This window comes from Aeromonas sp. QDB03, from assembly GCF_027707985.1.
Classification (GTDB): Bacteria; Pseudomonadota; Gammaproteobacteria; order Enterobacterales; family Aeromonadaceae; genus Aeromonas; species Aeromonas hydrophila.
The window spans coordinates 1-21,886 of sequence record NZ_JAPCJG010000016.1 but is presented as its reverse complement, the minus strand read 5'-3'; the positions used below and the strand labels follow the sequence as shown (position 1 = coordinate 21,886).

21 protein-coding genes are annotated in these 21,886 nt (G+C 62.0%); 5 read left to right on the top strand and 16 right to left on the bottom strand.

Going from position 1 to position 21,886, the window contains the following annotated elements; all coding sequences use genetic code 11:
* Window positions 1–2: 2 nt before the first annotated feature.
* The 3 genes from PG900_RS21760 to trxA form a co-directional block, all read right to left on the bottom strand.
* Window positions 3–1,010: a hypothetical protein gene (locus tag PG900_RS21760; protein WP_270832272.1), complete on the bottom strand. Its 1,008-nt coding sequence runs from the start codon at window positions 1,008–1,010 to the stop codon at window positions 3–5.
* A 106-nt stretch (window positions 1,011–1,116) separates the two neighbouring features.
* On the bottom strand, window positions 1,117–2,382 hold the full coding sequence (gene rho, locus PG900_RS21755; RefSeq protein WP_005307308.1) for a transcription termination factor Rho: 1,266 nt from the start codon (window positions 2,380–2,382) through the stop codon (window positions 1,117–1,119).
* A gap of 207 nt (window positions 2,383–2,589) precedes the next feature.
* Entirely contained in the window at window positions 2,590–2,916 is a 327-nt protein-coding gene (gene trxA, locus PG900_RS21750) for a thioredoxin TrxA (RefSeq protein WP_005307306.1), read from the bottom strand.
* 113 nt (window positions 2,917–3,029) lie between these two features.
* Between trxA and rhlB the strand changes: the two genes are divergently transcribed.
* From rhlB to PG900_RS21730, 4 genes are all read left to right on the top strand, one after another.
* Complete coding sequence (rhlB, locus tag PG900_RS21745; RefSeq protein WP_139706075.1) at window positions 3,030–4,319, top strand: ATP-dependent RNA helicase RhlB; 1,290 nt, start codon at window positions 3,030–3,032, stop codon at window positions 4,317–4,319.
* A gap of 14 nt (window positions 4,320–4,333) precedes the next feature.
* Window positions 4,334–5,824, top strand: a complete 1,491-nt coding sequence (gene gppA / locus PG900_RS21740; protein WP_270832269.1) for a guanosine-5'-triphosphate,3'-diphosphate diphosphatase — start codon at window positions 4,334–4,336, stop codon at window positions 5,822–5,824.
* A gap of 195 nt (window positions 5,825–6,019) precedes the next feature.
* On the top strand, window positions 6,020–6,994 hold the full coding sequence (locus PG900_RS21735) for a DUF4382 domain-containing protein (protein WP_270832268.1): 975 nt from the start codon (window positions 6,020–6,022) through the stop codon (window positions 6,992–6,994).
* Between the two features lie 24 nt (window positions 6,995–7,018).
* Complete coding sequence (locus PG900_RS21730) at window positions 7,019–7,288, top strand: Rho-binding antiterminator (protein WP_043165731.1); 270 nt, start codon at window positions 7,019–7,021, stop codon at window positions 7,286–7,288.
* Between the two features lie 59 nt (window positions 7,289–7,347).
* Here PG900_RS21730 and PG900_RS21725 read toward each other — a convergent pair whose 3' ends face one another.
* The 13 genes from PG900_RS21725 to PG900_RS21665 form a co-directional block, all read right to left on the bottom strand.
* Window positions 7,348–8,094, bottom strand: coding sequence for a class I SAM-dependent methyltransferase (locus PG900_RS21725; RefSeq protein ID WP_270832266.1), 747 nt, complete (start codon window positions 8,092–8,094; stop codon window positions 7,348–7,350).
* A gap of 94 nt (window positions 8,095–8,188) precedes the next feature.
* Window positions 8,189–10,732 carry a sensor domain-containing phosphodiesterase gene (locus PG900_RS21720; RefSeq protein ID WP_044798790.1) on the bottom strand — a complete coding sequence of 848 codons (2,544 nt, stop codon included), beginning with the start codon at window positions 10,730–10,732 and terminating at the stop codon, window positions 8,189–8,191.
* Window positions 10,733–10,936: 204 nt separating this feature from the next.
* Complete coding sequence (gene prlC, locus PG900_RS21715; protein WP_270832265.1) at window positions 10,937–12,979, bottom strand: oligopeptidase A; 2,043 nt, start codon at window positions 12,977–12,979, stop codon at window positions 10,937–10,939.
* Between the two features lie 222 nt (window positions 12,980–13,201).
* Complete coding sequence (gene hemB / locus PG900_RS21710; protein ID WP_270832264.1) at window positions 13,202–14,221, bottom strand: porphobilinogen synthase; 1,020 nt, start codon at window positions 14,219–14,221, stop codon at window positions 13,202–13,204.
* Between the two features lie 3 nt (window positions 14,222–14,224).
* Window positions 14,225–15,010 (bottom strand): TatD family hydrolase, encoded by a 786-nt coding sequence (locus PG900_RS21705; RefSeq protein WP_270832262.1) that lies wholly within the window; start codon window positions 15,008–15,010, stop codon window positions 14,225–14,227.
* A gap of 111 nt (window positions 15,011–15,121) precedes the next feature.
* Window positions 15,122–15,877 carry a twin-arginine translocase subunit TatC gene (tatC, locus tag PG900_RS21700; RefSeq protein ID WP_011704121.1) on the bottom strand — a complete coding sequence of 252 codons (756 nt, stop codon included), beginning with the start codon at window positions 15,875–15,877 and terminating at the stop codon, window positions 15,122–15,124.
* The gene (gene tatB / locus PG900_RS21695; RefSeq protein ID WP_270832261.1) at window positions 15,874–16,317 is read right to left on the bottom strand and encodes a Sec-independent protein translocase protein TatB; all 444 of its coding nucleotides are present in this window, start codon (window positions 16,315–16,317) and stop codon (window positions 15,874–15,876) included. Before tatB ends, tatC begins: the two co-directional genes overlap by 4 nt.
* 3 nt (window positions 16,318–16,320) lie before the next feature.
* Window positions 16,321–16,569, bottom strand: a complete 249-nt coding sequence (gene tatA / locus PG900_RS21690) for a Sec-independent protein translocase subunit TatA (protein WP_011704119.1) — start codon at window positions 16,567–16,569, stop codon at window positions 16,321–16,323.
* Between the two features lie 40 nt (window positions 16,570–16,609).
* A complete protein-coding gene (ubiB, locus tag PG900_RS21685) occupies window positions 16,610–18,250 on the bottom strand; it encodes a ubiquinone biosynthesis regulatory protein kinase UbiB (RefSeq protein WP_270832260.1) in 1,641 nt (546 codons plus the stop codon).
* Window positions 18,250–18,858: a ubiquinone biosynthesis accessory factor UbiJ gene (locus tag PG900_RS21680; RefSeq protein WP_270802267.1), complete on the bottom strand. Its 609-nt coding sequence runs from the start codon at window positions 18,856–18,858 to the stop codon at window positions 18,250–18,252. Before PG900_RS21680 ends, ubiB begins: the two co-directional genes overlap by 1 nt.
* A gap of 8 nt (window positions 18,859–18,866) precedes the next feature.
* Entirely contained in the window at window positions 18,867–19,619 is a 753-nt protein-coding gene (gene ubiE / locus PG900_RS21675) for a bifunctional demethylmenaquinone methyltransferase/2-methoxy-6-polyprenyl-1,4-benzoquinol methylase UbiE (RefSeq protein WP_270802269.1), read from the bottom strand.
* 65 nt (window positions 19,620–19,684) lie between these two features.
* Window positions 19,685–20,062, bottom strand: a complete 378-nt coding sequence (crcB, locus tag PG900_RS21670) for a fluoride efflux transporter CrcB (protein WP_016348946.1) — start codon at window positions 20,060–20,062, stop codon at window positions 19,685–19,687.
* A gap of 87 nt (window positions 20,063–20,149) precedes the next feature.
* On the bottom strand, window positions 20,150–21,415 hold the full coding sequence (locus tag PG900_RS21665) for a cytosine deaminase (RefSeq protein WP_270802271.1): 1,266 nt from the start codon (window positions 21,413–21,415) through the stop codon (window positions 20,150–20,152).
* 93 nt (window positions 21,416–21,508) lie between these two features.
* Here PG900_RS21665 and PG900_RS21660 point away from each other — a divergent pair, with 93 nt between their 5' ends.
* On the top strand, window positions 21,509–21,763 hold the full coding sequence (locus tag PG900_RS21660) for a hypothetical protein (protein WP_016348944.1): 255 nt from the start codon (window positions 21,509–21,511) through the stop codon (window positions 21,761–21,763).
* Window positions 21,764–21,886 lie beyond the last annotated feature (123 nt).

Genomic DNA, 21,886 nt, shown 5'->3' with positions numbered 1-21,886 from the left:
CATTATAACCCTGGGCGGGCGGCGGGTGTACCCGAATCGGGCAGCATCACCGGACTTGCATGGCGCTTTTCCTGCCGGGTCAGCCGATCGGCAAGCTGGGCCAGCAGCCTGGGTTCGTCCATCTGCAGCAGCAGGCTGGCCACCTGACCGCTGTATTGGCGATTGCCCAGCTCCGCCAGCAGGAACTGCTGGGCCGTGTCCGGCAGCGGCGAAAGTTGACTGAGTTGCTGCAGAGCGGGCAGCTTGAGACGGGCATTGCGACTGGCGGCAATCAGCAGATCGCTGGCCGCCTGGCCCTGATGAAAACGGCTCACGCTGGCGAGCGCGGCCACGCTGTCGTGATCCACCGGTTGATGCCACAGCTTCTGATAGAGGGCGCTGTCACCGGTACGCTCGGCCAGCAGCCGCAGCAGCCGGTTGTCGGGCAGGAAGATGCTCATGGTGGCCAGCGTGTGCGCCTCCCGTTCCAGGAGCGGGAGCGGCTGCCGATCGAGTACGGTCAGCAGCGCCTGCTGCTGCTGGGCCAGATCAGGATTGCGGCTGTTGTAGATCTGCTTGAACTCGAACGTGCCCTCTTCCAGCTGCTGGCGATAGTTGTCCTGCCAGGCCTGCTGCTGCCAGCGGCTCAACACCTGCCGCGCGGCGGCGGCAAAGTCATAGGCGGGTTGCTGCACCAGAAAGCCGTCCACCTCTTTTTCCACCAGCCAGCTGGGGGCCTTGAACGACTGGGCGCGCACCCAGGCCAGCAGTTGTGGACTGGTGGCTCTGGGCTGGCTATTGAGGGTGGCCAGCAGCTGGCACAACAGATACTCCCGCTGCCCCACCGCCAGGGAGTCCAGCAGGGTGTCGATGGCGGCAAACTGCCCCAGCTGCAGCCGGCCAGTCAGATAGTCGAGGTGACCCTGCAGCCCCTCGTCGGCCACCAGTGCCGTCCGGGGCGGCTGCGTCTCGGCAGCCCCGACCGGCAGCACCAGCAGCCAGCTCAGCATTATCAGGAGTACATGCTTCATGACGTCCCTATCCTTGTGACATCGAGGTTTCATACTACTCAGGCGACCGTAAAATAGATAAACAAAAACCGCGACCTGGGCCGCGGTTTGATGATTTTCGAGTCGGTTACTTCTGCTGGCGCCGCATGGCGTCGAAGAACTCGTCGTTGGTCTTGGTCATGGCCAACTTGTCGATCAGGAACTCGATGCCGTCGATCTCGCCCATCGGGTGCACAATCTTGCGCAGGATCCACATCTTCTGCAGCTCGTCGCCGGTGGTCAGCAGCTCTTCCTTGCGGGTGCCGGAGCGAGTGATGTCGATGGCCGGGTAGACGCGCTTCTCGGCAATCTTGCGCGAGAGGTGCAGTTCCATGTTGCCGGTACCCTTGAACTCTTCGTAGATGACTTCATCCATCTTGGAGCCGGTATCGATCAGCGCGGTGGCGATGATGGTCAGGCTGCCGCCCTCTTCAACATTGCGCGCGGCACCGAAGAAGCGCTTCGGACGATGCAGGGCGTTGGCGTCCACACCACCGGTCAGAACCTTGCCGGATGACGGGATGACGGTGTTGTAGGCACGGGCCAGACGGGTGATGGAATCCAGCAGGATCACCACGTCCTTCTTGTGCTCGACCAGGCGCTTGGCCTTCTCGATCACCATCTCGGCGACCTGGACGTGACGGGAAGCCGGCTCGTCGAAGGTGGAGGCGATCACTTCACCCTTCACCATGCGCTGCATCTCGGTCACTTCTTCCGGACGCTCGTCGATCAGCAGGACGATCAGTTCACAGTCAGGGTGGTTGTAGGCGATGCTCTGGGCGATGTTCTGCAGCAGCATGGTCTTACCGGCCTTGGGCGGTGCGACGATGAGGCCGCGCTGGCCTTTACCGATCGGGGAAGCCAGATCCAGTACGCGGGCAGTGATGTCTTCGGTGGAACCGTTGCCACGCTCCATGCGCAGACGCTCGTTGGCGTGCAGCGGAGTGAGGTTTTCAAACAGGATCTTGTTGCGGGAGTTTTCCGGACGGTCGTAGTTGACCTCGTTGACCTTGAGCAGAGCGAAGTAGCGCTCGCCCTCTTTTGGCGGCCGGATCTTGCCGGAGATGGTATCGCCGGTACGCAGGTTGAAACGGCGGATCTGGCTCGGGGAGACATAGATGTCGTCCGGGCCGGCCAGGTAGGAGCCGTCTGCACTACGCAGGAAGCCGAAACCATCGGTCAGGATTTCCAGCACACCGTCGCCAAAGATATCCTCGCCACCCTTGGCGTGCGCCTTGAGGATCGCGAAAATAATGTCTTTCTTGTGCGCCCGAGCCAGATTTTCCAACCCCATGGATTCGCCAAGCTGTACCAGCTCGGACACAGGAGTGTTCTTTAATTCAGTCAGATTCATAGTGGTGAAAGTCTGTAAGCAAGGATTGAAATGAGGAGACAGTCTGCTGGATTGATGCTGATCGGATTTGATTTGCCAGGCTGATGTGTGAGCAAAGAGTCAGGCAAAAAGGTTAGCAAACGAGCGATAAATTAGCACCAATCGGGGTGAGCGTCTAGGTGATAAAACAGAAGGAGCGCATTATTGCAATGCGCTCCTCTTTGATTATTACAGGTTACCGTCCAGGAACTCTTTCAGCTGAGTCTTGGACAGGGCACCGACCTTGGTCGCTGCCACTTCGCCATTCTTGAACAGCAAGAGGGTCGGAATACCACGAATGCCATACTTGGGCGGAGTGTCGGCGTTATGGTCGATGTTCAATTTCGCCACGGTCACGCGACCGGCATACTCTTGGGCGACTTCGTTCAGGATCGGGGCAATCATCTTGCACGGACCACACCATTCGGCCCAGAAGTCGACCAGAACGGCGCCATCGGCTTTGATTACATCTGCCTCGAAGCTGGCATCGCTCAGCTGAACAATCTTGTCACTCATCTCCAACTCCAGTCAGTAATTAAGGCTTTATTGACGTATCAACAAAGGCAATAGTTGCCCTATTTGAAATGATCCTGTTTATTATTGCAAGCCTAACCTGATAACCTACCGCCATGAGCAAAACACATTTAACGACCGACAAATTCGCCCAAATGGGCCTCGAACCCGAAGTTCTGGCTGGTCTGGAATCAAAGGGATTTCACTATTGCACCCCCATCCAGGCACTGTCTCTGCCACTGCTGGTAGAAGGTCATGACCTCGCCGGTCAGGCCCAGACAGGGACCGGCAAAACCCTTGCCTTCCTGGCAGCCACCTTCAACTATTTGTTGACCCATCCGCTGACCAAGCCGCGCCTCATCAACCAGCCGCGCGCCATCATCATGGCCCCGACCCGGGAGCTGGCGGTCCAGATCTACAACGATGCGGAGAGCATGTCCGCCTCGACCGGCCTCAAGCTCGGCCTCGCCTACGGTGGTGAAGGGTACGACAAGCAGCTGGCCGTGCTGGAGCAAGGGGTCGACATTCTGATCGGCACCACCGGCCGCATCATCGACTACTTCAAGTCCAAGGTCATCGATCTCGGCAACATCCAGGTCGTGGTACTGGACGAAGCGGATCGCATGTTCGATCTCGGCTTCATCAAGGACATCCGTTTCCTGTTCCGCCGCATGCCGCCCGCTACCGAGCGTCTGAGCATGCTGTTCTCCGCCACCCTCTCCCTGCGGGTGCAGGAGCTGGCCTACGAACACATGAACCACCCGGAACATGTGCAGATCGAGCCGGAGCAGATGACCGGCGTGCGGATCAAGGAGGAGCTGTTCTACCCCTCCAACGAAGACAAGATGTTGCTGCTGCTCTCCCTGATGGAAGAGGAGTGGCCGGAAAAAGCCATCGTCTTCGCCAACACCAAGCACGTCTGTGAAGACGTTCATGCCTGGCTGGAGAATGACGGCCACCGCGTCGGCCTGCTGACCGGTGACGTACCGCAGAAGAAGCGGATGAAGATCCTGGAAGAGTTCACCAAGGGTGCAGTCGACATCCTGGTTGCCACCGACGTGGCCGCCCGCGGTCTGCACATCCCGGACGTGACCCACGTCTTCAACTATGACCTGCCCGACGACGCCGAAGACTACGTACACCGCATCGGTCGTACCGGTCGTGCCGGCAAGAGCGGTCACTCCATCAGCCTGGCCTGTGAAGACTATGCCTTCAATCTGCCGGCCATCGAGGAGTACATTCACCACCCGATCCCGGTCAGCAAGTATGACCGCGAGGCGCTGCTGGATGACGTGACCGCACCGAAGCGGGTGTTCCGCAACCGTCAGCCGGTGAACCGCAACATGCGCGATCGCCAGGGCGGTGGCAACAGCAACAACCGCCGTCGTCCGCCCCGCAAGAGCTGAAAGGACTGGCCCAGTTGCACAACTCGCCGCTCTATGCCGCCATCGACCTCGGCTCCAACAGCTTTCATATGCTGGTGGTGCGCGAGGTCGCCGGTGCCCTGCGCACCGTCACCAAGGTCAAGCGCAAGGTTCGCCTCGCCGCCGGGCTCGATCCGGAGTTTCGTCTCAGCCGTGCCGCCATGGAGCGGGGCTGGGACTGCCTGCGCCTGTTTTCCGAACAGTTGCAGGACATTCCGGCCGACAACATCCGGGTAGTGGGCACCGCCACCCTGCGCCTTGCCACCAACGTCGACGAGTTCCTCAGCGAAGCGGAACGGGTGCTCAACCACAGCATCGAGATCATCTCGGGCGAGGAAGAGGCCAAGACCATCTATGAGGGGGTCTCCTGGACCTCGGCCGGGGAAGGCAACCGGCTGGTGATCGACATCGGCGGCGCCAGCACCGAGCTGGTGATCGGCGAGCACAGCGAAGCGAAACTGCTCAACAGCCTGCACATGGGCTGCGTCACCTGGCTCAACAACCACTTCGGTGACGGCGAGCTCTCCGAGGCCCGCTTCAAGCAGGCCATCGCCGCCGCCAAGGCGGTGCTGGAGAAGGTGGCGGAAGATTACCGCGTGCTCGGCTGGCGTACCTGTGTCGGCGCCTCCGGCACGGTGCAGGCATTGCAAGAGATCATGCTGGCGCAGGGGAAGAGCGAGCGGGTCACCCTGCCCAAGCTCCAGGAGCTGATGGGTCAGGCCATCGCCTGCGGCAAGCTCGACCAGCTGCAACTGGAAGGACTGGCGGCCGAACGGCTGACCGTGTTCCCCTCCGGTCTCTCCATCCTGATCGCCATCTTCGAAACCCTGAACATCGAGAGTATGACCCTGGCGGGTGGCGCCCTGCGCGAGGGGCTGATCTACGGCCTGCTCGGCAACAATCACGACTGTGATGCCCGCGATCGCACCGCCGACAGCCTGATCAACCGCTACCAGCTGGACAAGGAGCACGCCGAACGGGTGCGCGACACCGCCGTCGAGGCGTTCAACCAGCTGCAGCCGGCCTGGCGACTCTCGAAACGCTACGGTCGCCCGATCCTGCGCTACGCGGCCCTGCTGCACGAGATCGGCCTCTGCATCGAGTACAAGAAGGCGCCGCAACACGCCGCCTACATCATCGACAACATCGACATGCCTGGCTTCACCCCGGCCCAGAAGAAGCTGTTGTCGGCCCTGCTGTTCAACCAGCGGGACGAATTCAAGCTGGAACCGCTGGAGAAACAGGGCGCCGTCACCGGTCGCCAGGCGATCCGGCTGGCCCGCATCCTGCGCATCGCCCTGATCCTCTGCATGCGCCGCACCCAGGGCACAGTGCCCCGCTTCACCCTCGAAGCCGATGAGGATGCACTGACCCTGACCCTGCCGAGCGGCTGGCTGGACGAGCACTACCTGCGCGCCAGCGAGCTGCGCTTCGAGGTGGAACGCCAGCAGAAGATGGGCTGGCCCACCCGGCTGCTGGAAGCCTGATTGGGCCTCGCCCAATCAGTGCCTACCCTGCCGCTCCGACAATCTCTTTCGCAGCCATGACTGGCGCCGTTCAAAGCTGACCCTTGATTTCATTGGGCTGGCGCACCGACCTCGTCCTTTTCCCGCTGGCTGCCACCTGCGCCATTAGCGCCGCTCGACTAGAGTAGGGTTGTCTTCACAACCGGAATGGACGCCATGAAACCCTTGACCCTGATCGGCCTGACCGCCCTGCTCACCGCCTGTGGAGGCGGCGGCGACAGCAACAGCCCGCAACAGGCCCAGCTGTCGCTGGCCTTCTCCGATGCCCCGGTGGATGCCGTCAGCAAGGTCTGCATCGCCGTCGCCAACATCAGCATCCACCCCGTCGCCGGCACCGAGCAGAGCTGGACCACTGCCAGTTTTCTCACCTCGGCCCAGGACGATGGCTGCACCCCGAGCGGCGAGACTATCCCGCTCGACAGTGCGGGCCGGCCGCTGTTCACCTACATCGACCTGCTGCACTACCAGGGTTCCGTCAGCCGCCCGCTGCTGGCCAGCCAGAGCGTGGTGCCCGGCGACTACAGCCAGATGCGGCTGCGGGTGCTGGACGGATGGGAGGTTGCCAACCAGTTTCTGGACGGCACCCCCTACTCCTACGTCAAACGGGATGATGGGGTGATCAAGCCGCTGGAGGTGCCCAGCAGCGAACTCAAGCTGGATGCCTTTACTATCGCCGCCAACGGCCTCAGCGCCTTCACCACCGAGTTCGACCTGCGCCAGGCCATGGTGCTGCCGGGCCACGAGCAGTACTACAAGCTCAAGCCCAGAGGGGTGCGGCTGGTGAACAACACCCAGGTCACCACCGTCAAGGGCACGGTCGCGGCCGGGCTGTGCGGCGGCCAGCTGACCGACAAGGCCTTCGTCTACTTCTACCAGCCCAGAAGCGATGACAACTACCCCGACATGGCAGACAACGACAACGGCTTCTATGCCAGCGCGCCCGTGTTGCCGCAAAGCGGTGGCGGCTTTGGTTACGAACTGGGATTTGTTAATCTCGGCAGCTACGATCTGGCGCTGGTCTGCAATGGCAACGAGGACGATCCGGCGCTGGCCGGCGACCCGCTGCAACTGGAACAGGTGCAGAAAGCCCAGGCGGTGGTGGCGCCCACCACCAGCATCAACTTCCAGTAACCGTCGACCAGAGGGCACCCGCACATGAGCACCTATCAACCCATCAGTTGCGATCTTTACGACTGGCTGGAGATCGCCGCCAGCTGGCAGCTGCCGGTCACCCTCACCGGCCGAGATGGCCGCCAGTGGGCGGACAGGATCCGCACCATCGAGGCCAGAGCAGGGGTCGAGTACCTGCTGCTGCACGGTGGCGAGCGACTGAGCCTGGCGGAGCTGGCCACCATGGCGCTCAGCTGGCAGGGGGAGGAAAAGCTCATCCGCTTTGCTCCGCCGGCCCCAGCCGACGGCCAATAGATGGCAAGAGGGCCAACCCCGCCGGGTTGGCCCTCTTCTTTTACCCCTCGCGTGCGGCGTTATCCCGCCAGCGCCGCCATCACGTAGACATCGAAGCGGTTGCTCTTGGTCTCGATGGCCATGCTCGGCTTGTGCTCGTTGAGCCAGCCGGCGTAGTCCGGCCGTTTCACCACAACCCGCTTGTCCGCCATGGCGAGCGCCGCCGGCAGCAGGGCATCGGCGTCAAGATCCGGCCCCACCAGCGACTGAAACACCCGCATCTCTTTTTTCACCAGCGCCGACTTCTGCTTGTGGGGGAACATGGGGTCGAGGTAGATGACGTCGGGCCGCTCGCTCAGCCCCAACAAGGTCTCCACCGCCGGGCCGTGCAGCAACTGCATCCGCTCGCGCACCCAGGGGCCGATCTCGGGATCCAGCGCGGCCCGCGCCAGCCCGTCCTGCAACAGGGCGGCCACCACGGGGCTGCGCTCAATCATGGTCACCTTGCAGCCAAGAGAAGCCAGAACGAAGGCATCGCGCCCCAGCCCGGCGGTGGCATCCACCACATTCGGCATGGCACCCGCCTTGAGCCCCACCGCCTTGGCGATGGATTGGCCACGGCCGCCGCCGAACTTGCGGCGATGGGCAACCGCCCCTTCGACGAAGTCCACGTAGACCGCCCCCAGCTTGGGCTCGTCCAGCTTGCGCAGCTCCAGCCGCGTTGCGGTGAACACCAGGGCAAACTGGGGAAGGTCGGTCTGGCCGAGCTGGCTGGCCAGGGCTGCTGCCTGGGGCGCCTTGGCGGGGTCTTCGAGGAGGATCTGCATGGTATCGACTGTGTGGCGGTATCAGTGGGCGGAGTGTACCACAGCCCCCGAAGGTCGCTGTAGGGGCTCCGGCCGAAGGAGGGCGGCGGAAAGACTAGCTGGTCTGCAGGAACATGCTCTTGTCGTTGAGTTGCAGATACTCGGTGAGGTCGTCGTAGGCCAGCGGCCGGCTCAGCAGATAGCCCTGCGTGAAGGCACACCCCTTCTGGCAGAGGAAGTTGAGCTGCTCGCGGGTCTCCACCCCCTCGATCACCACCTGCATGCCGAGGTTGTGCACTATGTTGATGATGCCGTCCAGCAGCAGCCGGTCCTGTTCATTGAACGGGATGTGGCGCACGAAGGCCCGGTCGATCTTGACCAGATCCACCGGAAAGTTGCGCAGATAGTTGAGCGCCGAATAGCCGGTGCCGAAGTCGTCGATGGCCAGCTTGCAGCCCGCCTCGCGCAGGGCATCGATCCGCACCCTGTGCTGATCGCTGGTCTCCATCAGCAGAGACTCGGTGATCTCGATAACGATGTCCGCCGGGTCCAGCCCGAAGTGGTGGATCACCTTGAGCCACTCGCTCGCCTCCGGATCGATGGTCTGGAACTCCAGGGTGGAGCGATTGATCGACATCTGCAGATCCGGGAAGCCGGATTGCTGCAGCCGCGCCAGATCCCGGCACGACTGCCACAGCACCAGCGCCCCCAGCCCCTGGATGAGCCCCGCCTCCTCCGCCAGCGGAATGAAGTCCGCCGGCGACACCTGGCCCCAGTGCGGGTGATACCAGCGCACCAGCGCCTCCAGCTTGGCGACCCGGCCGCTGCGGTTGTCCCAGATCGGCTGGTAGGCCATGGTCAGCTGCTCGAGCTTAATCGCCTCCGCCAAGTCCTGCTGCATCTGGTGGCGCTGGCGCACCTCTTCGCGCATGGAGGCGCAATAGCTGCCGAGCAGCCGTCCCTGCCGCTTGGCGGCAAACAGTGCCTGCTCGGCGTTGCGCAGCAGCTCGTCGCTCTCCAGACCATCGCCCGGGCAGAGGGTGATGCCGATGGTGGCGGTCACGTAGAGGTGCTGGTTGGCCAGCATGAAGGGGCGGGCGAAGCCGCCAATCACCTGCTTGGCAAACACCTCGGCCTGACGACGGTTGACGATGCCGGGCACCAGGAAGGCGAACTCGTCACCGCCGATGCGGGCCACCAGGTCCTCGGTGCGCACCCGGCTCACCAGCCGATCCGACACCTCCCGCAGCAGGGCATCACCGGCGTGGTGATCCATGCTGTTGTTGACCGCCTTGAAGTTGTTGAGATCGAGCACCATCAGCGCGAAGCGCTCGCCCCGCTCGCAGAAGCGGCTCAGGCAACGGCCGAACAGCCAGCGGTTGGGCAGCCCGGTGAGGTTGTCATAGTTGGCCTGGGCGGCGATCTTCTGCTCCGCCAGCTTGGTCTGGGAGAGGTCGCTGAAGATGGCGATGTACTGGCTGATGCGCCCCCCTTCCCGCAGAGTGCTGATCATCAGCTGCTGGGGATAGAGCTTGCCGTTCTTGCGCTTGTTCCACACCTCGCCACGCCACACCCCCACCCGCTCCAGCGCGTGGTACATGTCGGCGTAGAAGGCCTGATCGTGCAGCCCGGACTTGAGCATGCTGGGGCGCTGGCCGCACACCTCCTCCTCGCTGTAACCGGTGATCTGCTCGAACGCCGGGTTGACCGAGATGATGCGGCTGTCGGCGTCGCACACCAGGATCGCCTCGGAGAGATTGTCATAGACCCGGTGGGAGAGCTTGAGCTGTTCGGCGTGGCGCTTGAGGGGATCGATGTTCTCCAGCACCACCATCAGGTAGTCGGGCTGCAGCTGATCGTCCCGCACCAGGGTGACGGTGACCCGCCCCCATAGCACCTGACCATCCCGGTGCAGGTAGCGCTTCTCCTGGGTGAAGGCGGTACGCTCGCCACGCTTGAGCTCTTCATAACAGGCGGCGCTGCGCAGCCAGTCTTCCGGGTGATTGAGCTCGGCGGCGGTGCGGTGCAGCAGCTCACTCTGGCTGTAGCCCAGCATCTTTTCGATGGCCGGGTTGGTCCAGAGGATCTTGCCGTTCAGATCGAGCTTGCCGATCCCCACCGGCGCGTGGGACATCATGGTGTGCAGAAAGTCGTGGTACTCGGGCTGGGGCGGTGCCGGCTGTTGCAGCATCAGCGCCAGTTCACGCCCGGCCAGCGGGGCCAGCAGGCGCAACAGGCCCATCACCTTGTCCATGTTGGTGAGCGGCCGCTTGAACAGCACACTGCAGATGCCGACCGTCTCGCCCTGGGCACTCTTGAGGGCGATGCCGGCATAGGCCTGGATGTGCCAGGCCTGCAACACGGCGGCATGGGGAAACAGCTGCTGTACCCGATCGCTGAACCAGGTCTCTCCCTCCTGCAGGGTGATCTCCCCCAGGGTGGCGCTGACCGGAAAGCTGAAGTTGGTGATGTCGAGAGAGGCGGGGTGGGCGGCGTGCACCTTGAAAGAGAGCCCCGCTTGATCCCTGCCTGAAATCAGGACGAAGTCGGCCCCGACCGCTGCTGCGATTTCACTCACAAAGGTATCGAAATATCCCTGACCACTCGAATGAGACAGACTTGAGATGATTTGATAGACAGACTCGAGTGCTCGCCTCATGGCAAGGTTCTTTCTCTCCTTGGAAGGTAGGACCCGACTCTACTGAAGAGCCGGGGACAGTGCAAACATGCTATCCGCAAGATATTAAAAAGCCTTGAGAAAAGGGACCAAAAGGTCCCTTTTTATCTCAAAAATCACGCTGTGATCCCACTATGTGGCAAAACTGTACCTGCTTGAAGCTCACGCCAGCCGGGGCCCGCAAACTCACGCGGCAATCCCGCTGTGGCGGAGCAGCGCATCCACCTGAGGCTCGCGGCCACGGAAGGCTCGGAACAGCTCCATCGGCTCCTTGGAGCCACCCTTTTCCAGGATGTTCTTCAGGAAGGACTGGCCGGTGGCCGGGTTGAAGATCCCCTCCTCCTCGAAGCGGGAGAAGGCATCCGCAGAGAGCACCTCGGCCCACTTGTAGCTGTAGTAGCCCGCCGCATAACCACCGGCGAAGATGTGGGAGAAGCTGTGCTGGAAGCGGTTGAACGCAGGGGGGGTCATCACCGCCACCTGGCTGCGCACCTCATCCAGCAACGTCGGGATCTGATCCGCGCTGGCCGGGTCAAACTCCTGGTGCAGACGGAAGTCGAACAGGGCGAACTCCAGCTGGCGCAGCATCTGCATCGCCGCCTGGAAGTTGCGGGCGGTCAGCATCTTCTCCAGCAGATCGGCAGGCAGCGGCTCGCCGGTCTCGTGATGGCCGGAGATGAAGGCCAGCGCCTCGGACTCCCAGCACCAGTTCTCGAGGAACTGGCTCGGCAGCTCCACCGCGTCCCAGGCCACGCCGTTGATACCGGCCACGCCGGCCACGTCGATACGGGTCAGCATGTGGTGAATGCCGTGGCCGAATTCATGGAACAGGGTGACCACTTCGTTGTGGGTGAACAGGGCGGGTTTGCCGTCCACCGGGCCGTTGAAGTTGCAGGTCAGGTAGGCCACCGGCTTTTGCAAGGATCCATCCTGACGGTAGCGACGACCCAGGCAGACATCCATCCAGGCGCCGCCCTGCTTGTGCTCGCGGGCATAGAGGTCGAGGTAGAAGCTGCCACGCAGCTCGTCCTCGGCGTCGAAGATGTCGTAGAAGCGCACGTCCGGGTGCCAGGTGTCGATGCCGAGGCGCTCGCGCACCTTCATGCCGAACACCCGCTTGACCACCTCGAACAGCCCCTTCACCACCTTGCTGGCGGGGAAGTAGGGGCGCAGTTGCTCGTCAGAGATGGAGAACTTGTGCTGCTTGAGCTTCTCGGCGTAGTAGGCGAGATCCCAGGCGGCCAGCTCGCCCTGACCGTGTTGCTCGGCGGCGAAGGCGCGGATCTCTTCGAGCTCGGCCTTGCCCTGCGGCAGGGACTTGGCCGCCAGATCGGTCAGGAAGTTCACCACCTGCTCGGGCTTGTCCGCCATCTTGGTGGCGAGTGACAGCTCGGCGTAGTTGGCAAAGCCGAGCAGCTGGGCCAGCTCGCGGCGCAGGGCAAGCAGCTCGGTCATGATGGCGGAGTTGTCCCACTTGCCGGCGTTGGGGCCCTGATCCGAGGCGCGGGTGGTGAAGGCCTCATACAGCTCGGCACGCAGCGCGCGGTTGTCGGCATACATCATCACCGGTAGGTAGGAGGGGATGTCCAGGGTGAACAGCCAACCCTCCTTGCCCTTCAGCTCGGCCAGCTGGCGAGCGGCGGCCTGTGCGCTCTGCGGCAAACCGGCCAGCTCGGCCTCGTCGGTCACCAGCTTGCTCCAGCCCTGGGTCGCATCCAGCACGTTGTTGCTGAAACGGGAGGCCAGCTCGGAGAGGCGGGCCTGGATCTCGCCGTAGCGCTGCTGCGCCTCGGCGGGCAGGCCGATACCGGACAGGCGAAAATCGCGCAGGGTGTTCTGGATCTCCTTGCGCTGGGCGCCGCTCAGCAGCGGGAAGTCGTCGCTCTCGGCCAGTTCGCGATAGGCCTGATAGAGCCCCTCGTGCTGGCCGACATAGGTCTGGAATTCAGACAGCAGCGGCAGGCAGGCGTCGTGGGCCGCGCGCAGCGCTTCGCTGTTGAGTACGGAGTTGAGGTGACTGACCGGTGACCAGATCCGCGCCAGGCGGTCGTTGACCTCTTCCAGCGGGGCGATCAGGCTGTCCCAGGTGTGGGGGTCGCGCTGGGCCAGCACATCGCTGATCTTCTGTTTGCAATCGGCGATGGCCTGCGTCACGGCAGGCTGTACCTGATCGGGCTGGATCTGGCTGAAAGGGGGCAGCGAGTCCATTGTCAGCAAAGGGTTGTTCATCCTGCGATACCTCTAAATTCTCTACAGCCCCTGCCGTCCAGAAGCTTGCTTGGACTACCTAAGATGTAGGCAGAAACCTCATTAATCAAGCCTTTGCCTGCCAGAGCGCGGCCTGTTGTCCACTTTTCGCCGAGATCTGCTCATTAAAGCAGCGATCCGGATGCCAGAGACGACAATGCCGGCCCAGGGGCCGGCATTGTCGGTGACATCAGGCAAGCTGCATCAGCGGCTGGCGTCTTCCTGCAGCCACTGGGCAGCCCGCTTGGCAAAGTAGGTGAGGATGCCATCGGCCCCGGCCCGCTTGAAGCAGAGCAGGGACTCCATGATGCTCTCCTTCTCCTTCAGCCAGCCGTTCTGAATGGCCGCCATGTGCATGGCGTACTCGCCGCTCACCTGATAGGCGAAGGTCGGTACGCCGAACTGATCCTTCACCTGGCGGATCACGTCCAGATAGGGCATGCCCGGCTTGACCATCACGCTGTCGGCCCCTTCCTGGATATCCAGCGCCACCTCGTGCAGGGCTTCGTTGCTGTTGGCCGGATCCATCTGGTAGGTGGCCTTGTTGCTCTTGCCGAGGTTGCCGGCAGAGCCCACCGCGTCGCGGAACGGACCGTAGTAGCAGGAGGCGTACTTGGCGGAGTAGGCCATGATCTGGGTGTTGATGAAGCCGTTCTCTTCCAGCGCTGCGCGGATGGCGCCGATGCGGCCGTCCATCATGTCGGACGGTGCCACGATATCGACCCCGGCAGCAGCGTGGGAGAGCGCCTGTTTCACCAGGATCTCGGTGGTGATGTCGTTCAGCACATAGCCTTCGTCATCGATGATGCCGTCCTGACCATGGGTGGTGAACGGATCGAGCGCCACGTCGGTGATGACCCCGAGCTCCGGGAAGCTCGTCTTGAGGGCGCGCGTCGCCCGCTGGGCAAGACCGTCCGGGTTGTAAGCCTCTTCCGCCAGCAGACTCTTCTGCTCCAGCGGGGTGACCGGGAACAGGGCGATGGCCGGTACGCCCAGCGCAACCAGCTCGGCAGCCTCTTTCAGCAGCAGATCGATGGAGAGCCTGTCCACCCCCGGCATGGAGGTGACGGCCTCACGACGGTTCTCCCCCTCCAGCACAAACACGGGATAGATGAGATCGTTGGCGGTCAGTACGTTCTCGCGCACCAGACGACGGCTGAAATCATGTTTGCGCACCCGGCGCAGACGGCGACCCGGAAAGGCGCCTGGAAGAGTTGTAGCCATGAATCACTCCTGAAGAGGAAGTTGGAAGAACGCGGCGGAGGTGGCCCGGGTGTGGGCCAGCAAGGCCTCGGGCGCTTCACCACGGCAGGCCGCCACCACCTGGGCGATGTGCGGCAAAAAAGCGGGTTCGTTGCGTTTTGGTCTGGGCTTCAGATCCCGCGGCACCAGATAGGGGGCATCGGTCTCGATCATCAGCCGGCCGGCCGGAATGCGGGCCACCTGCTCGCGCAGCAACTGGCCGCGACGCTCGTCGCAGAGCCAGCCGGTCACCCCGATATGCAGCCCCAGCGCCAGACACTGGTCCAACTCCTCGTCGGAGCCGGTGAAGCAGTGCAGCACGGCCCCCGGCAGTCTGGGCAGCCAGGGGCGCAGGATCTCGATGAAACGGGCGTGAGCATCGCGGCAGTGGAGAAACACCGGCATCCCGAGCTCGGCGGCCAGCGCCAGCTGGGCGTCGAATACCGCGTCCTGCACCGGACGGGGGGAGAAGTCGCGATTGTAATCGAGACCGCACTCGCCGATGGCCACCACCTGCGACAAGGCCGCCAGCTCGCGCAGGGCTGGCAGGGTCGCCTCATCGACGCTTTTGGCATCGTGGGGGTGGACCCCGGCGGTGGAGAAACAGTAACCCGGCCAACGGGCGGCAAGGGTGGCGCTCTCGCGGCTGCCGACCAGATCGGTGCCGGTCAGGATCAGCGCCTCCACCCCCGCGGCGCGGGCGCGGGCCACCAGATCGGCCTGTTCATCGGCAAACTGGCTGCTGGTCAGGTTTACACCTATGTCGATCATGGGGTCAGCGGGTCCGAACAAAAGGAAGACATATCAGGTATTTGAAAACCATCTACTCGATGGGGCCTTACCATACGCCTCGAACGGGAGCATGAAAAGAGGAAGGGAGCCTTAGCTCCCCTCTTCAGTCTGTTCCTGCTTCTCTTCGCTCTCTTCTTTCACGTAGAAGCGGGCGAAGAACAGACCTATCTCCCACAAACCCCACATGGGGATCGCGAGCAGGGTCTGGGAAAAGACATCGGGCGGCGTCAACAGCATGCCGACCACGAACACCCCGACGATAACGTAGGGACGCTTCTCCCGCAGGCTCTTGGGACTGGTCACCCCGGTCCAGCACAGCAGTATGGTGGCCACCGGAATTTCGAACGCCACCCCGAACGCGAAGAACAGGGTCAGTACGAAGTCCAGATAGCTGGCGATGTCGGTCGCCACCGTCACCCCGGCGGGCGCGGTGCTGGTGAAGAAACCGAACACCAGCGGGAATACCACGTAGTAGGCGAACGCCATGCCGGCGTAGAACAGCACGGCACTGGAGGCGACCAGCGGCATGATCAGGCGCCGTTCATGCTGGTACAGACCGGGGGCGATGAAGGCCCAGGCCTGATAGAGCAGATAGGGGATCGCCACGAAGAAGGAGACCACCAGGGTCAGCTTGATCGGCGTCAGGAAGGGGGTCGCCACATCCGTCGCTATCATGCTGGTCCCTTCCGGCAACTGACTCAGCAGCGGCTGGGCCACGAAGTCGTAGATGTTGTTGGAGAAGTAGATCAGCGCGATGAACACCAGCAGAATGGCAGAGATGGAGCGCAGCAGGCGCGTTCTCAGCTCGACCAGATGGCTGATCAGGGGTTGCTCGGCCTGACTCATGGCTTCACCTCCCCTTGTTCGGCACTCGGCTGGGCAATTGCGGCGGGGATCACGGTAGGCTCCTCATCAGGTGTCGCCACACTGACGGGGGCAACTGGCTCCTCCTTCACCTCGGCGGCGGCCGGCGCTGGCTGGATGGTATTTTGTTGTTCGTATGGACGGGTCACCGATTGTGCGGCCGTTTTCAGCTGCTCGATAGACTCCTGCAGCTCGGGGCTCAGGTTGTTCATCTGCAACTGTTCGGCCTTCTTCAGGTCGTTGTGCAGATCCTGCAACTTGAGCTCCTGCTCCAGCTCGGCCTTGACCGAGTTGGCGGTGCTGCGGATCAGTCTGATCCAGTGGCTGGCGGTACGGATCGCCACGGGCAGCCGCTCGGGGCCGAGCACCACCAGGGCGACGACACCAATGACAACCAGCTCCCAGAAACCGATATCGAACATGGCTTAGGCCTGATCTTTATCTTTCTGCTTGGCAGCATCGCTAGGCTGACCGGCCGCTTCGTTCAGCTGTTTCGGCGGAAATTCGGCATCCTTCTGCTCGGACTTGGTCTCTGGCTCGTCGGACAGCGCCTTCTTGAAGCCCTTGACCGCGGCGCCCAGATCACCGCCGATGCCGCGCAGTTTCTTGGTACCGAACAGCAGCACGACGATGACTGCGATGATCAACAATTGCCAAATACTGATACCACCCATGACTTTCTCTCCAGAACAGGCGCCTGCTGGCGCAGTTTATTTAATGAGAACGGGTTCGCAACCAACCCAACAGCCAGCATAACCCGGCGCCGGCGAGGCTGATTTGTCCCCACTCAATGTGTTGTTTTTGGGTCAGCAAGAATACACCGGCCAATAGCAGGCTGGCTCCAACCCCTAAGAGGTAGCGAGCCTGACCCTGGCGGCGACTGTGCCGGCGAAAATCGGCAAACATCTGGTCGAAGTGGCGCTGCTGATGACGGGTCTGGCGCAGGGTCTCGTAGACCAGCTCCGGCAGTTCCGGCAGCTTTTCCGCCCAGAATGGCGCCTTCTCCTTGATGGCATTCCACACCGCCTTGGGTCCCACCTGCTGGTACATCCAGTTTTCCAGATAGGGCTTGGCGGTCTGCCATAAATCGAGCTGCGGGTAGAGCTGGCGACCCAGCCCCTCCACATAGAGCAGGGTCTTCTGCAACAGCACCAGCTGCGGCTGCACCTGCATGTTGAAGCGGCGCGCGGTGTTGAACAGGTTGAGCAGCACGTGGCCGAACGAGATCTCGGACAGCGGCTTCTCGAAGATGGGCTCCAGCACGGTGCGGATGGCGAACTCGAACTCGTCCACCTTGGTATCGGGCGGCACCCAGCCGGACTCCACGTGCAACTCGGCCACCCGGCGGTAGTCACGGTTGAAGAAGGCGAGGAAGTTCTCGGCCAGGTAGCGCTTGTCTTCCCGGTTGAGGGTGCCGACGATACCGCAGTCAATGCCGATCCAGAGTGGGTTTTCCGGATGTTCGTAGGAGACGAAGATGTTGCCCGGGTGCATGTCGGCGTGGAAGAAGCTGTCGCGGAATACCTGGGTGAAGAACACCTCCACCCCGCGCTCGGCCAGCAGCTTCATGTTGGTGCCGTTGGCCTCCAGCGCCGCAATGTCGGAGACCGGAATGCCGTAGATCCGCTCCATCACCAGCACCTGCTCGCGGCAGTGCTCGGTGAACACCTCGGGCACGTAGAGCGCCTCGGAGCCGGTGAAGTTGCGGCGCAGCTGGATGGCGTTGGCCGCCTCCCGCATCAGGTTGAGCTCGTCGAGGATGGTCTTGCGATACTCTTCCACCACCTCGATGGGGCGCAGTCGTCCGCTCTGGGGCACGAAACGGGCCACCAGACGGGCCAGCGCCTGCATCAGCCGCAGGTCGGCCTCGATGACCGGCTCGATGTCGGGACGGATCACCTTGATGACGATCTCGCGGCCGTTTTCCTTCAGCCGGGCGGTATGCACCTGGGCGATGGAGGCCGACGCCAGCGGTGTCTCGTCGAAATCGTCAAACAGGGTCTCGATGGTGCAACCCAGGCTCGCCTCGATCTGGCGGCGGGCCGCCTGACCACAGAAGGGGGGCACCCTGTCCTGCAGCAGTGCCAGCTCCTCGGCGATGTCCGGCGGCAGCAGATCGCGCCGGGTCGAAAGCATCTGACCGAATTTGATGAAGATGGGGCCGAGCTCCTCGAAGGCGAGCCGGATGCGGGCACCGCGATTCAGCCCCTGACGTTTGTTCTTGAGCCAGAACAGGCTGCGACGGGCCAGCCGGCCGGGCCAGGGCTGGTAACGGGCGGGCACCAGCTCGTCGATGCCTTGCTCCAGCAGGATGCTGATGATGCGATAGAGGCGCTTGAACTCCTTCGGGGTCATCAGGCTACCTGCTGCTCGAAGCGGGCCAGCCGCAGCTCGACCGCTTTCATCTGCTGGGCCAGCAACTCAACATCGTCGTTGAAGCTGGCCACTTCCAGCGGACCCGGCGCAAGCCGGATCTCTTCGGTCAGGTATTCGGCCAGCTGACGCTGGCTGCGGCACAATTCACGTCCCAGCAGCCGGCGTGCCTGACTGGCACCGCGCAGCAGGGTGTGGGCCAGCACATCGCCGGTATAACGGGACAGCTCCTCTTCCCAGTCGATATTCAGCTCGCCCAACAACACGCTGAACGCCTGCACCAGCTGAGGGTCGCCGCTCAGATCCAGCTTCTCCTCGCGGATGTAGCGGGTCAGGGCGGAGGGATCCTTGAGCAGGCCGAGCGCGGTCAGGGAGAGGCTCAGCACCGCATCGGCCTCCCCTTCGAATTTGGCCAGCACATCCAGCCGGCGCTCGGAGAAGACAAACCAGAGTGGCTTGAGCTCGCGCAGCTCCAGCTTGAGTACCTTGCCCGTCAATTTGCGCAGCCGCTCCGGACTCTGCTTGTCGAGCGTCAGCAGCTGGTTGAGGCTGGTTTCGATCACCGCGGTGACCATGGCATCCATCGGCATAGGCGACCTTAAAACTTGTAACCGCGGTGCAGGGCGACCACGCCCTGGGTCAGGTTGTAAAACTCAACCTGCTCGAAACCGACATTCTCCATCATGCCTGCCAGAGTCTGCTGATCCGGATGCATGCGGATCGACTCCGCCAGGTATTTGTAGCTTTCGCTGTCGTTCGCAACGATTTCGCCCATTTTCGGCAGCAGTTTGAAGGAGTAGAGATCGTACAGCTTGGCGATCACTTCGCTGACCGGCTTGGAGAACTCCAGCACCAGCAGGCGGCCACCCGGCTTGAGCACCCGGAACATGGAGGCGAGCGCCTTGTCCTTGTCGGTGACGTTGCGCAGGCCGAAGCCGATGGTGATGACGTCGAAATGGTTGTCAGGGAACGGGAGCGCCTCGGCATTGGCCTGTACGTAGGAGACGTTGTTGGCCACTCCCTGATTGCGCAGCTTGTCGCGGCCCACCTTGAGCATGGAGTCGTTGATGTCCGCCAGCACCACCTGACCGGTCTCGCCGACGATGCGGGAGAACTTGGCGGTCAGATCGCCGGTACCACCGGCCAGATCCAGCACCTTCTGACCCTTGCGTACGCCGGAGCAGTCGATGGTGAAGCGCTTCCACAGGCGGTGGATGCCGAACGACATCAGATCGTTCATCAGATCATACTTGGCTGCCACCGAATGGAAGACGCCGGCGACCAGGGTTTCCTTCTCGGTCGAGGCCACGGTTTTAAAGCCAAAATGCGTTGTCGTAGTCTGTTCTGACATCCCTTAAACACCCATAGAGCAAAGAATGGCCGCCAGTTTACCAGAGCCAATGGCGTGCGGACACCTTAAACCCGGCTGGCGACCAACTGCATCCCCAGCACTACCATGGCCAGACAGAGAAACAGGTTGAGGCCGATATTGAGGGCGGCTTTCAGATAGGCCCCCTGCTGGGCCAGTACCACGGTATCCAGCGCAAAGGAGGAGAAGGTAGTCAGGGCGCCGAGGATACCCACCATCAGCAGCGGTTTCAGCGGGTGCTCCACCACATGACCATGGCTGATCAGCGCAAAGGCAATGCCCATGATGAAGGAGCCGACCACGTTGACCATCAGGGTGCCATAGGGGAAATGACGTCCCAACAGCAGCGCCATCAGTTCGGCGATACCAAAGCGCAGACAGGCGCCGATGGCCCCGCCGGCGGCAACATATAACCAGGTTTGCATGGGAGCACGCCTCCATAGTATCGGGCCGACATTATGCAAAATGTCAGGCCCGGGGGACAGCAGGGCAATTAATCGACATCGCCCGCATCAACGGTGAAAGTCGACCGGCTCGACCTGAGCGAGATGAATCGAGGTGCGGGATGGCGTGGTTTGCGCAATCACCCGGCCACCACGAACGGAGTAACGCACCGCCACCTGGCGGCGCACCGCATCAAAGCCGTTCTCGGCGGGCAGGATCAGCAGGTTGGCCGGTTTGCCCACCTCGATGCCGCAGCGATCCTGCACGTTCAGGGTGCGTGCACTGTGGCTGCTGATCAGCTTGAGGCTGTCGTTGATCTGCTCGTAGCCCATGATCTGGCAGACATGCAGCCCCATGTGCAGCACCTGCAGCATGTTGGCGGTGCCCATGGGATACCAGGGATCGAACACGTCGTCATGGCCGAAACAGACATTGATGTTGGCTTCCAGCATCTCTTTCACCCGGGTGATGCCGCGACGCTTGGGATAGCTGTCGAAGCGCCCCTGCAGGTGGATGTTCACCAGCGGGTTGGCGACGAAGTTGATATCTGCCATCTTCAGCAGCCGGAACAGGCGCGACGCATAGGCGCCGTTATAGGAGTGCATGGCGGTAGTGTGGCTGGCGGTCACCCGCTGGCCCATGCCGCGCTCGTAGGCCAGGGTCGCCAGCGTCTCGATGAAGCGGGACTGCTCGTCATCGATCTCGTCGCAGTGCACATCCACCAGAACCTGATACTTCTCGGCAAGATCGAACACGTAGTGCAGACTTTCGACCCCGTATTCCCGAGTGAACTCGAAATGGGGAATGGCGCCTATCACGTCGGCGCCCAGCTTGAGAGCCTCTTCAAGCAACACCTTGCCGTTGGGGTAGGAGAGGATCCCCTCCTGTGGGAAGGCCACTATCTGCAGATCCACCCACTCCTTCATTTCCTCCCGCACCTCCAGCATCGCCTTCAGGGCGACCAGGTTGGGGTCGGAGACATCCACGTGGGTACGGACGAACTGGATGCCGTTGGCGATCTGCCACTTCAGCGTCTGGATAGCCCGCTGCTTCACATCCTCGTGGGTCAGCAGTGCCTTGCGCTCGGCCCAGCGTTCGATCCCCTCGAACAGGGTGCCGGAGAGATTCCAGCTCGGCTCACCGGCCGTCTGGGTGGTATCAAGATGGATGTGAGGCTCGATAAAAGGGGCGATGGCGAGCCCCTCCTCACCATCAAGCTCATGGGCTGCGAGCAGATGGGTGCTCATGGGTTCGATGGCACGGATCAGGCCATCCTGGCAGAGGATCTGCCACATCCCCTCCCTGCCGACCAGACGCAGGTTCTTTATCAGCATGTTTTTGCTTCCTTTTTTCAAACACCAACGGCTTTTTCAATCCACAACTTAGCTTGGATCAATTTGATAGAAAAGCGTTCATATTGAATACATATGAGATTGTTACTATTGATAAACAGCAACAATAAAAGGGAGTTGATTGGGATGAAAGCAGGATTGACCGAGATCGGCAGCGCAGGCTTGTTTCACGAGTATCTGCAGACACTGGGTATCAACAAGCCACCCTTGACGTCGATCGACAAGCAGTGGGAATACACCCGCAATGAACGACTGGTGGCAGCCATTCAGATAGAAGCCTCAGGACAGGCTCGGTTCTATCTCGATGCCAGGCAGATTTCGGTAAACTGAGAAAAGCGGATACAAAAAAGCCTCCCGATTGGGAGGCTTTAATATTTAATGGTGCTGATACCCAGAGTCGAACTGGGGACCTCATCCTTACCAAGGATGCGCTCTACCAACTGAGCCATATCA

What these genes read in the sequence shown, in the direction of transcription:
- hemB (WP_270832264.1), bottom strand. Translation starts at nt 14,221, where the DNA reads ATGGCTACAACTCTTCCAGGCGCCTTTCCGGGTCGCCGTCTGCGCCGG.
- tatC (WP_011704121.1), bottom strand. Translation starts at nt 15,877, where the DNA reads ATGAGTCAGGCCGAGCAACCCCTGATCAGCCATCTGGTCGAGCTGAGA.
- PG900_RS21720 (WP_044798790.1), bottom strand. Translation starts at nt 10,732, where the DNA reads ATGAGGCGAGCACTCGAGTCTGTCTATCAAATCATCTCAAGTCTGTCT.
- ubiE (WP_270802269.1), bottom strand. Translation starts at nt 19,619, where the DNA reads ATGTCAGAACAGACTACGACAACGCATTTTGGCTTTAAAACCGTGGCC.
- PG900_RS21665 (WP_270802271.1), bottom strand. Translation starts at nt 21,415, where the DNA reads ATGCTGATAAAGAACCTGCGTCTGGTCGGCAGGGAGGGGATGTGGCAG.
- rho (WP_005307308.1), bottom strand. Translation starts at nt 2,382, where the DNA reads ATGAATCTGACTGAATTAAAGAACACTCCTGTGTCCGAGCTGGTACAG.
- PG900_RS21735 (WP_270832268.1), top strand. Translation starts at nt 6,020, where the DNA reads ATGAAACCCTTGACCCTGATCGGCCTGACCGCCCTGCTCACCGCCTGT.
- rhlB (WP_139706075.1), top strand. Translation starts at nt 3,030, where the DNA reads ATGAGCAAAACACATTTAACGACCGACAAATTCGCCCAAATGGGCCTC.
- PG900_RS21680 (WP_270802267.1), bottom strand. Translation starts at nt 18,858, where the DNA reads ATGCCGATGGATGCCATGGTCACCGCGGTGATCGAAACCAGCCTCAAC.
- PG900_RS21725 (WP_270832266.1), bottom strand. Translation starts at nt 8,094, where the DNA reads ATGCAGATCCTCCTCGAAGACCCCGCCAAGGCGCCCCAGGCAGCAGCC.
- PG900_RS21705 (WP_270832262.1), bottom strand. Translation starts at nt 15,010, where the DNA reads ATGATCGACATAGGTGTAAACCTGACCAGCAGCCAGTTTGCCGATGAA.
- tatA (WP_011704119.1), bottom strand. Translation starts at nt 16,569, where the DNA reads ATGGGTGGTATCAGTATTTGGCAATTGTTGATCATCGCAGTCATCGTC.
- PG900_RS21730 (WP_043165731.1), top strand. Translation starts at nt 7,019, where the DNA reads ATGAGCACCTATCAACCCATCAGTTGCGATCTTTACGACTGGCTGGAG.
- tatB (WP_270832261.1), bottom strand. Translation starts at nt 16,317, where the DNA reads ATGTTCGATATCGGTTTCTGGGAGCTGGTTGTCATTGGTGTCGTCGCC.
- trxA (WP_005307306.1), bottom strand. Translation starts at nt 2,916, where the DNA reads ATGAGTGACAAGATTGTTCAGCTGAGCGATGCCAGCTTCGAGGCAGAT.
- crcB (WP_016348946.1), bottom strand. Translation starts at nt 20,062, where the DNA reads ATGCAAACCTGGTTATATGTTGCCGCCGGCGGGGCCATCGGCGCCTGT.
- prlC (WP_270832265.1), bottom strand. Translation starts at nt 12,979, where the DNA reads ATGAACAACCCTTTGCTGACAATGGACTCGCTGCCCCCTTTCAGCCAG.
- PG900_RS21760 (WP_270832272.1), bottom strand. Translation starts at nt 1,010, where the DNA reads ATGAAGCATGTACTCCTGATAATGCTGAGCTGGCTGCTGGTGCTGCCG.
- PG900_RS21660 (WP_016348944.1), top strand. Translation starts at nt 21,509, where the DNA reads ATGAGATTGTTACTATTGATAAACAGCAACAATAAAAGGGAGTTGATT.
- ubiB (WP_270832260.1), bottom strand. Translation starts at nt 18,250, where the DNA reads ATGACCCCGAAGGAGTTCAAGCGCCTCTATCGCATCATCAGCATCCTG.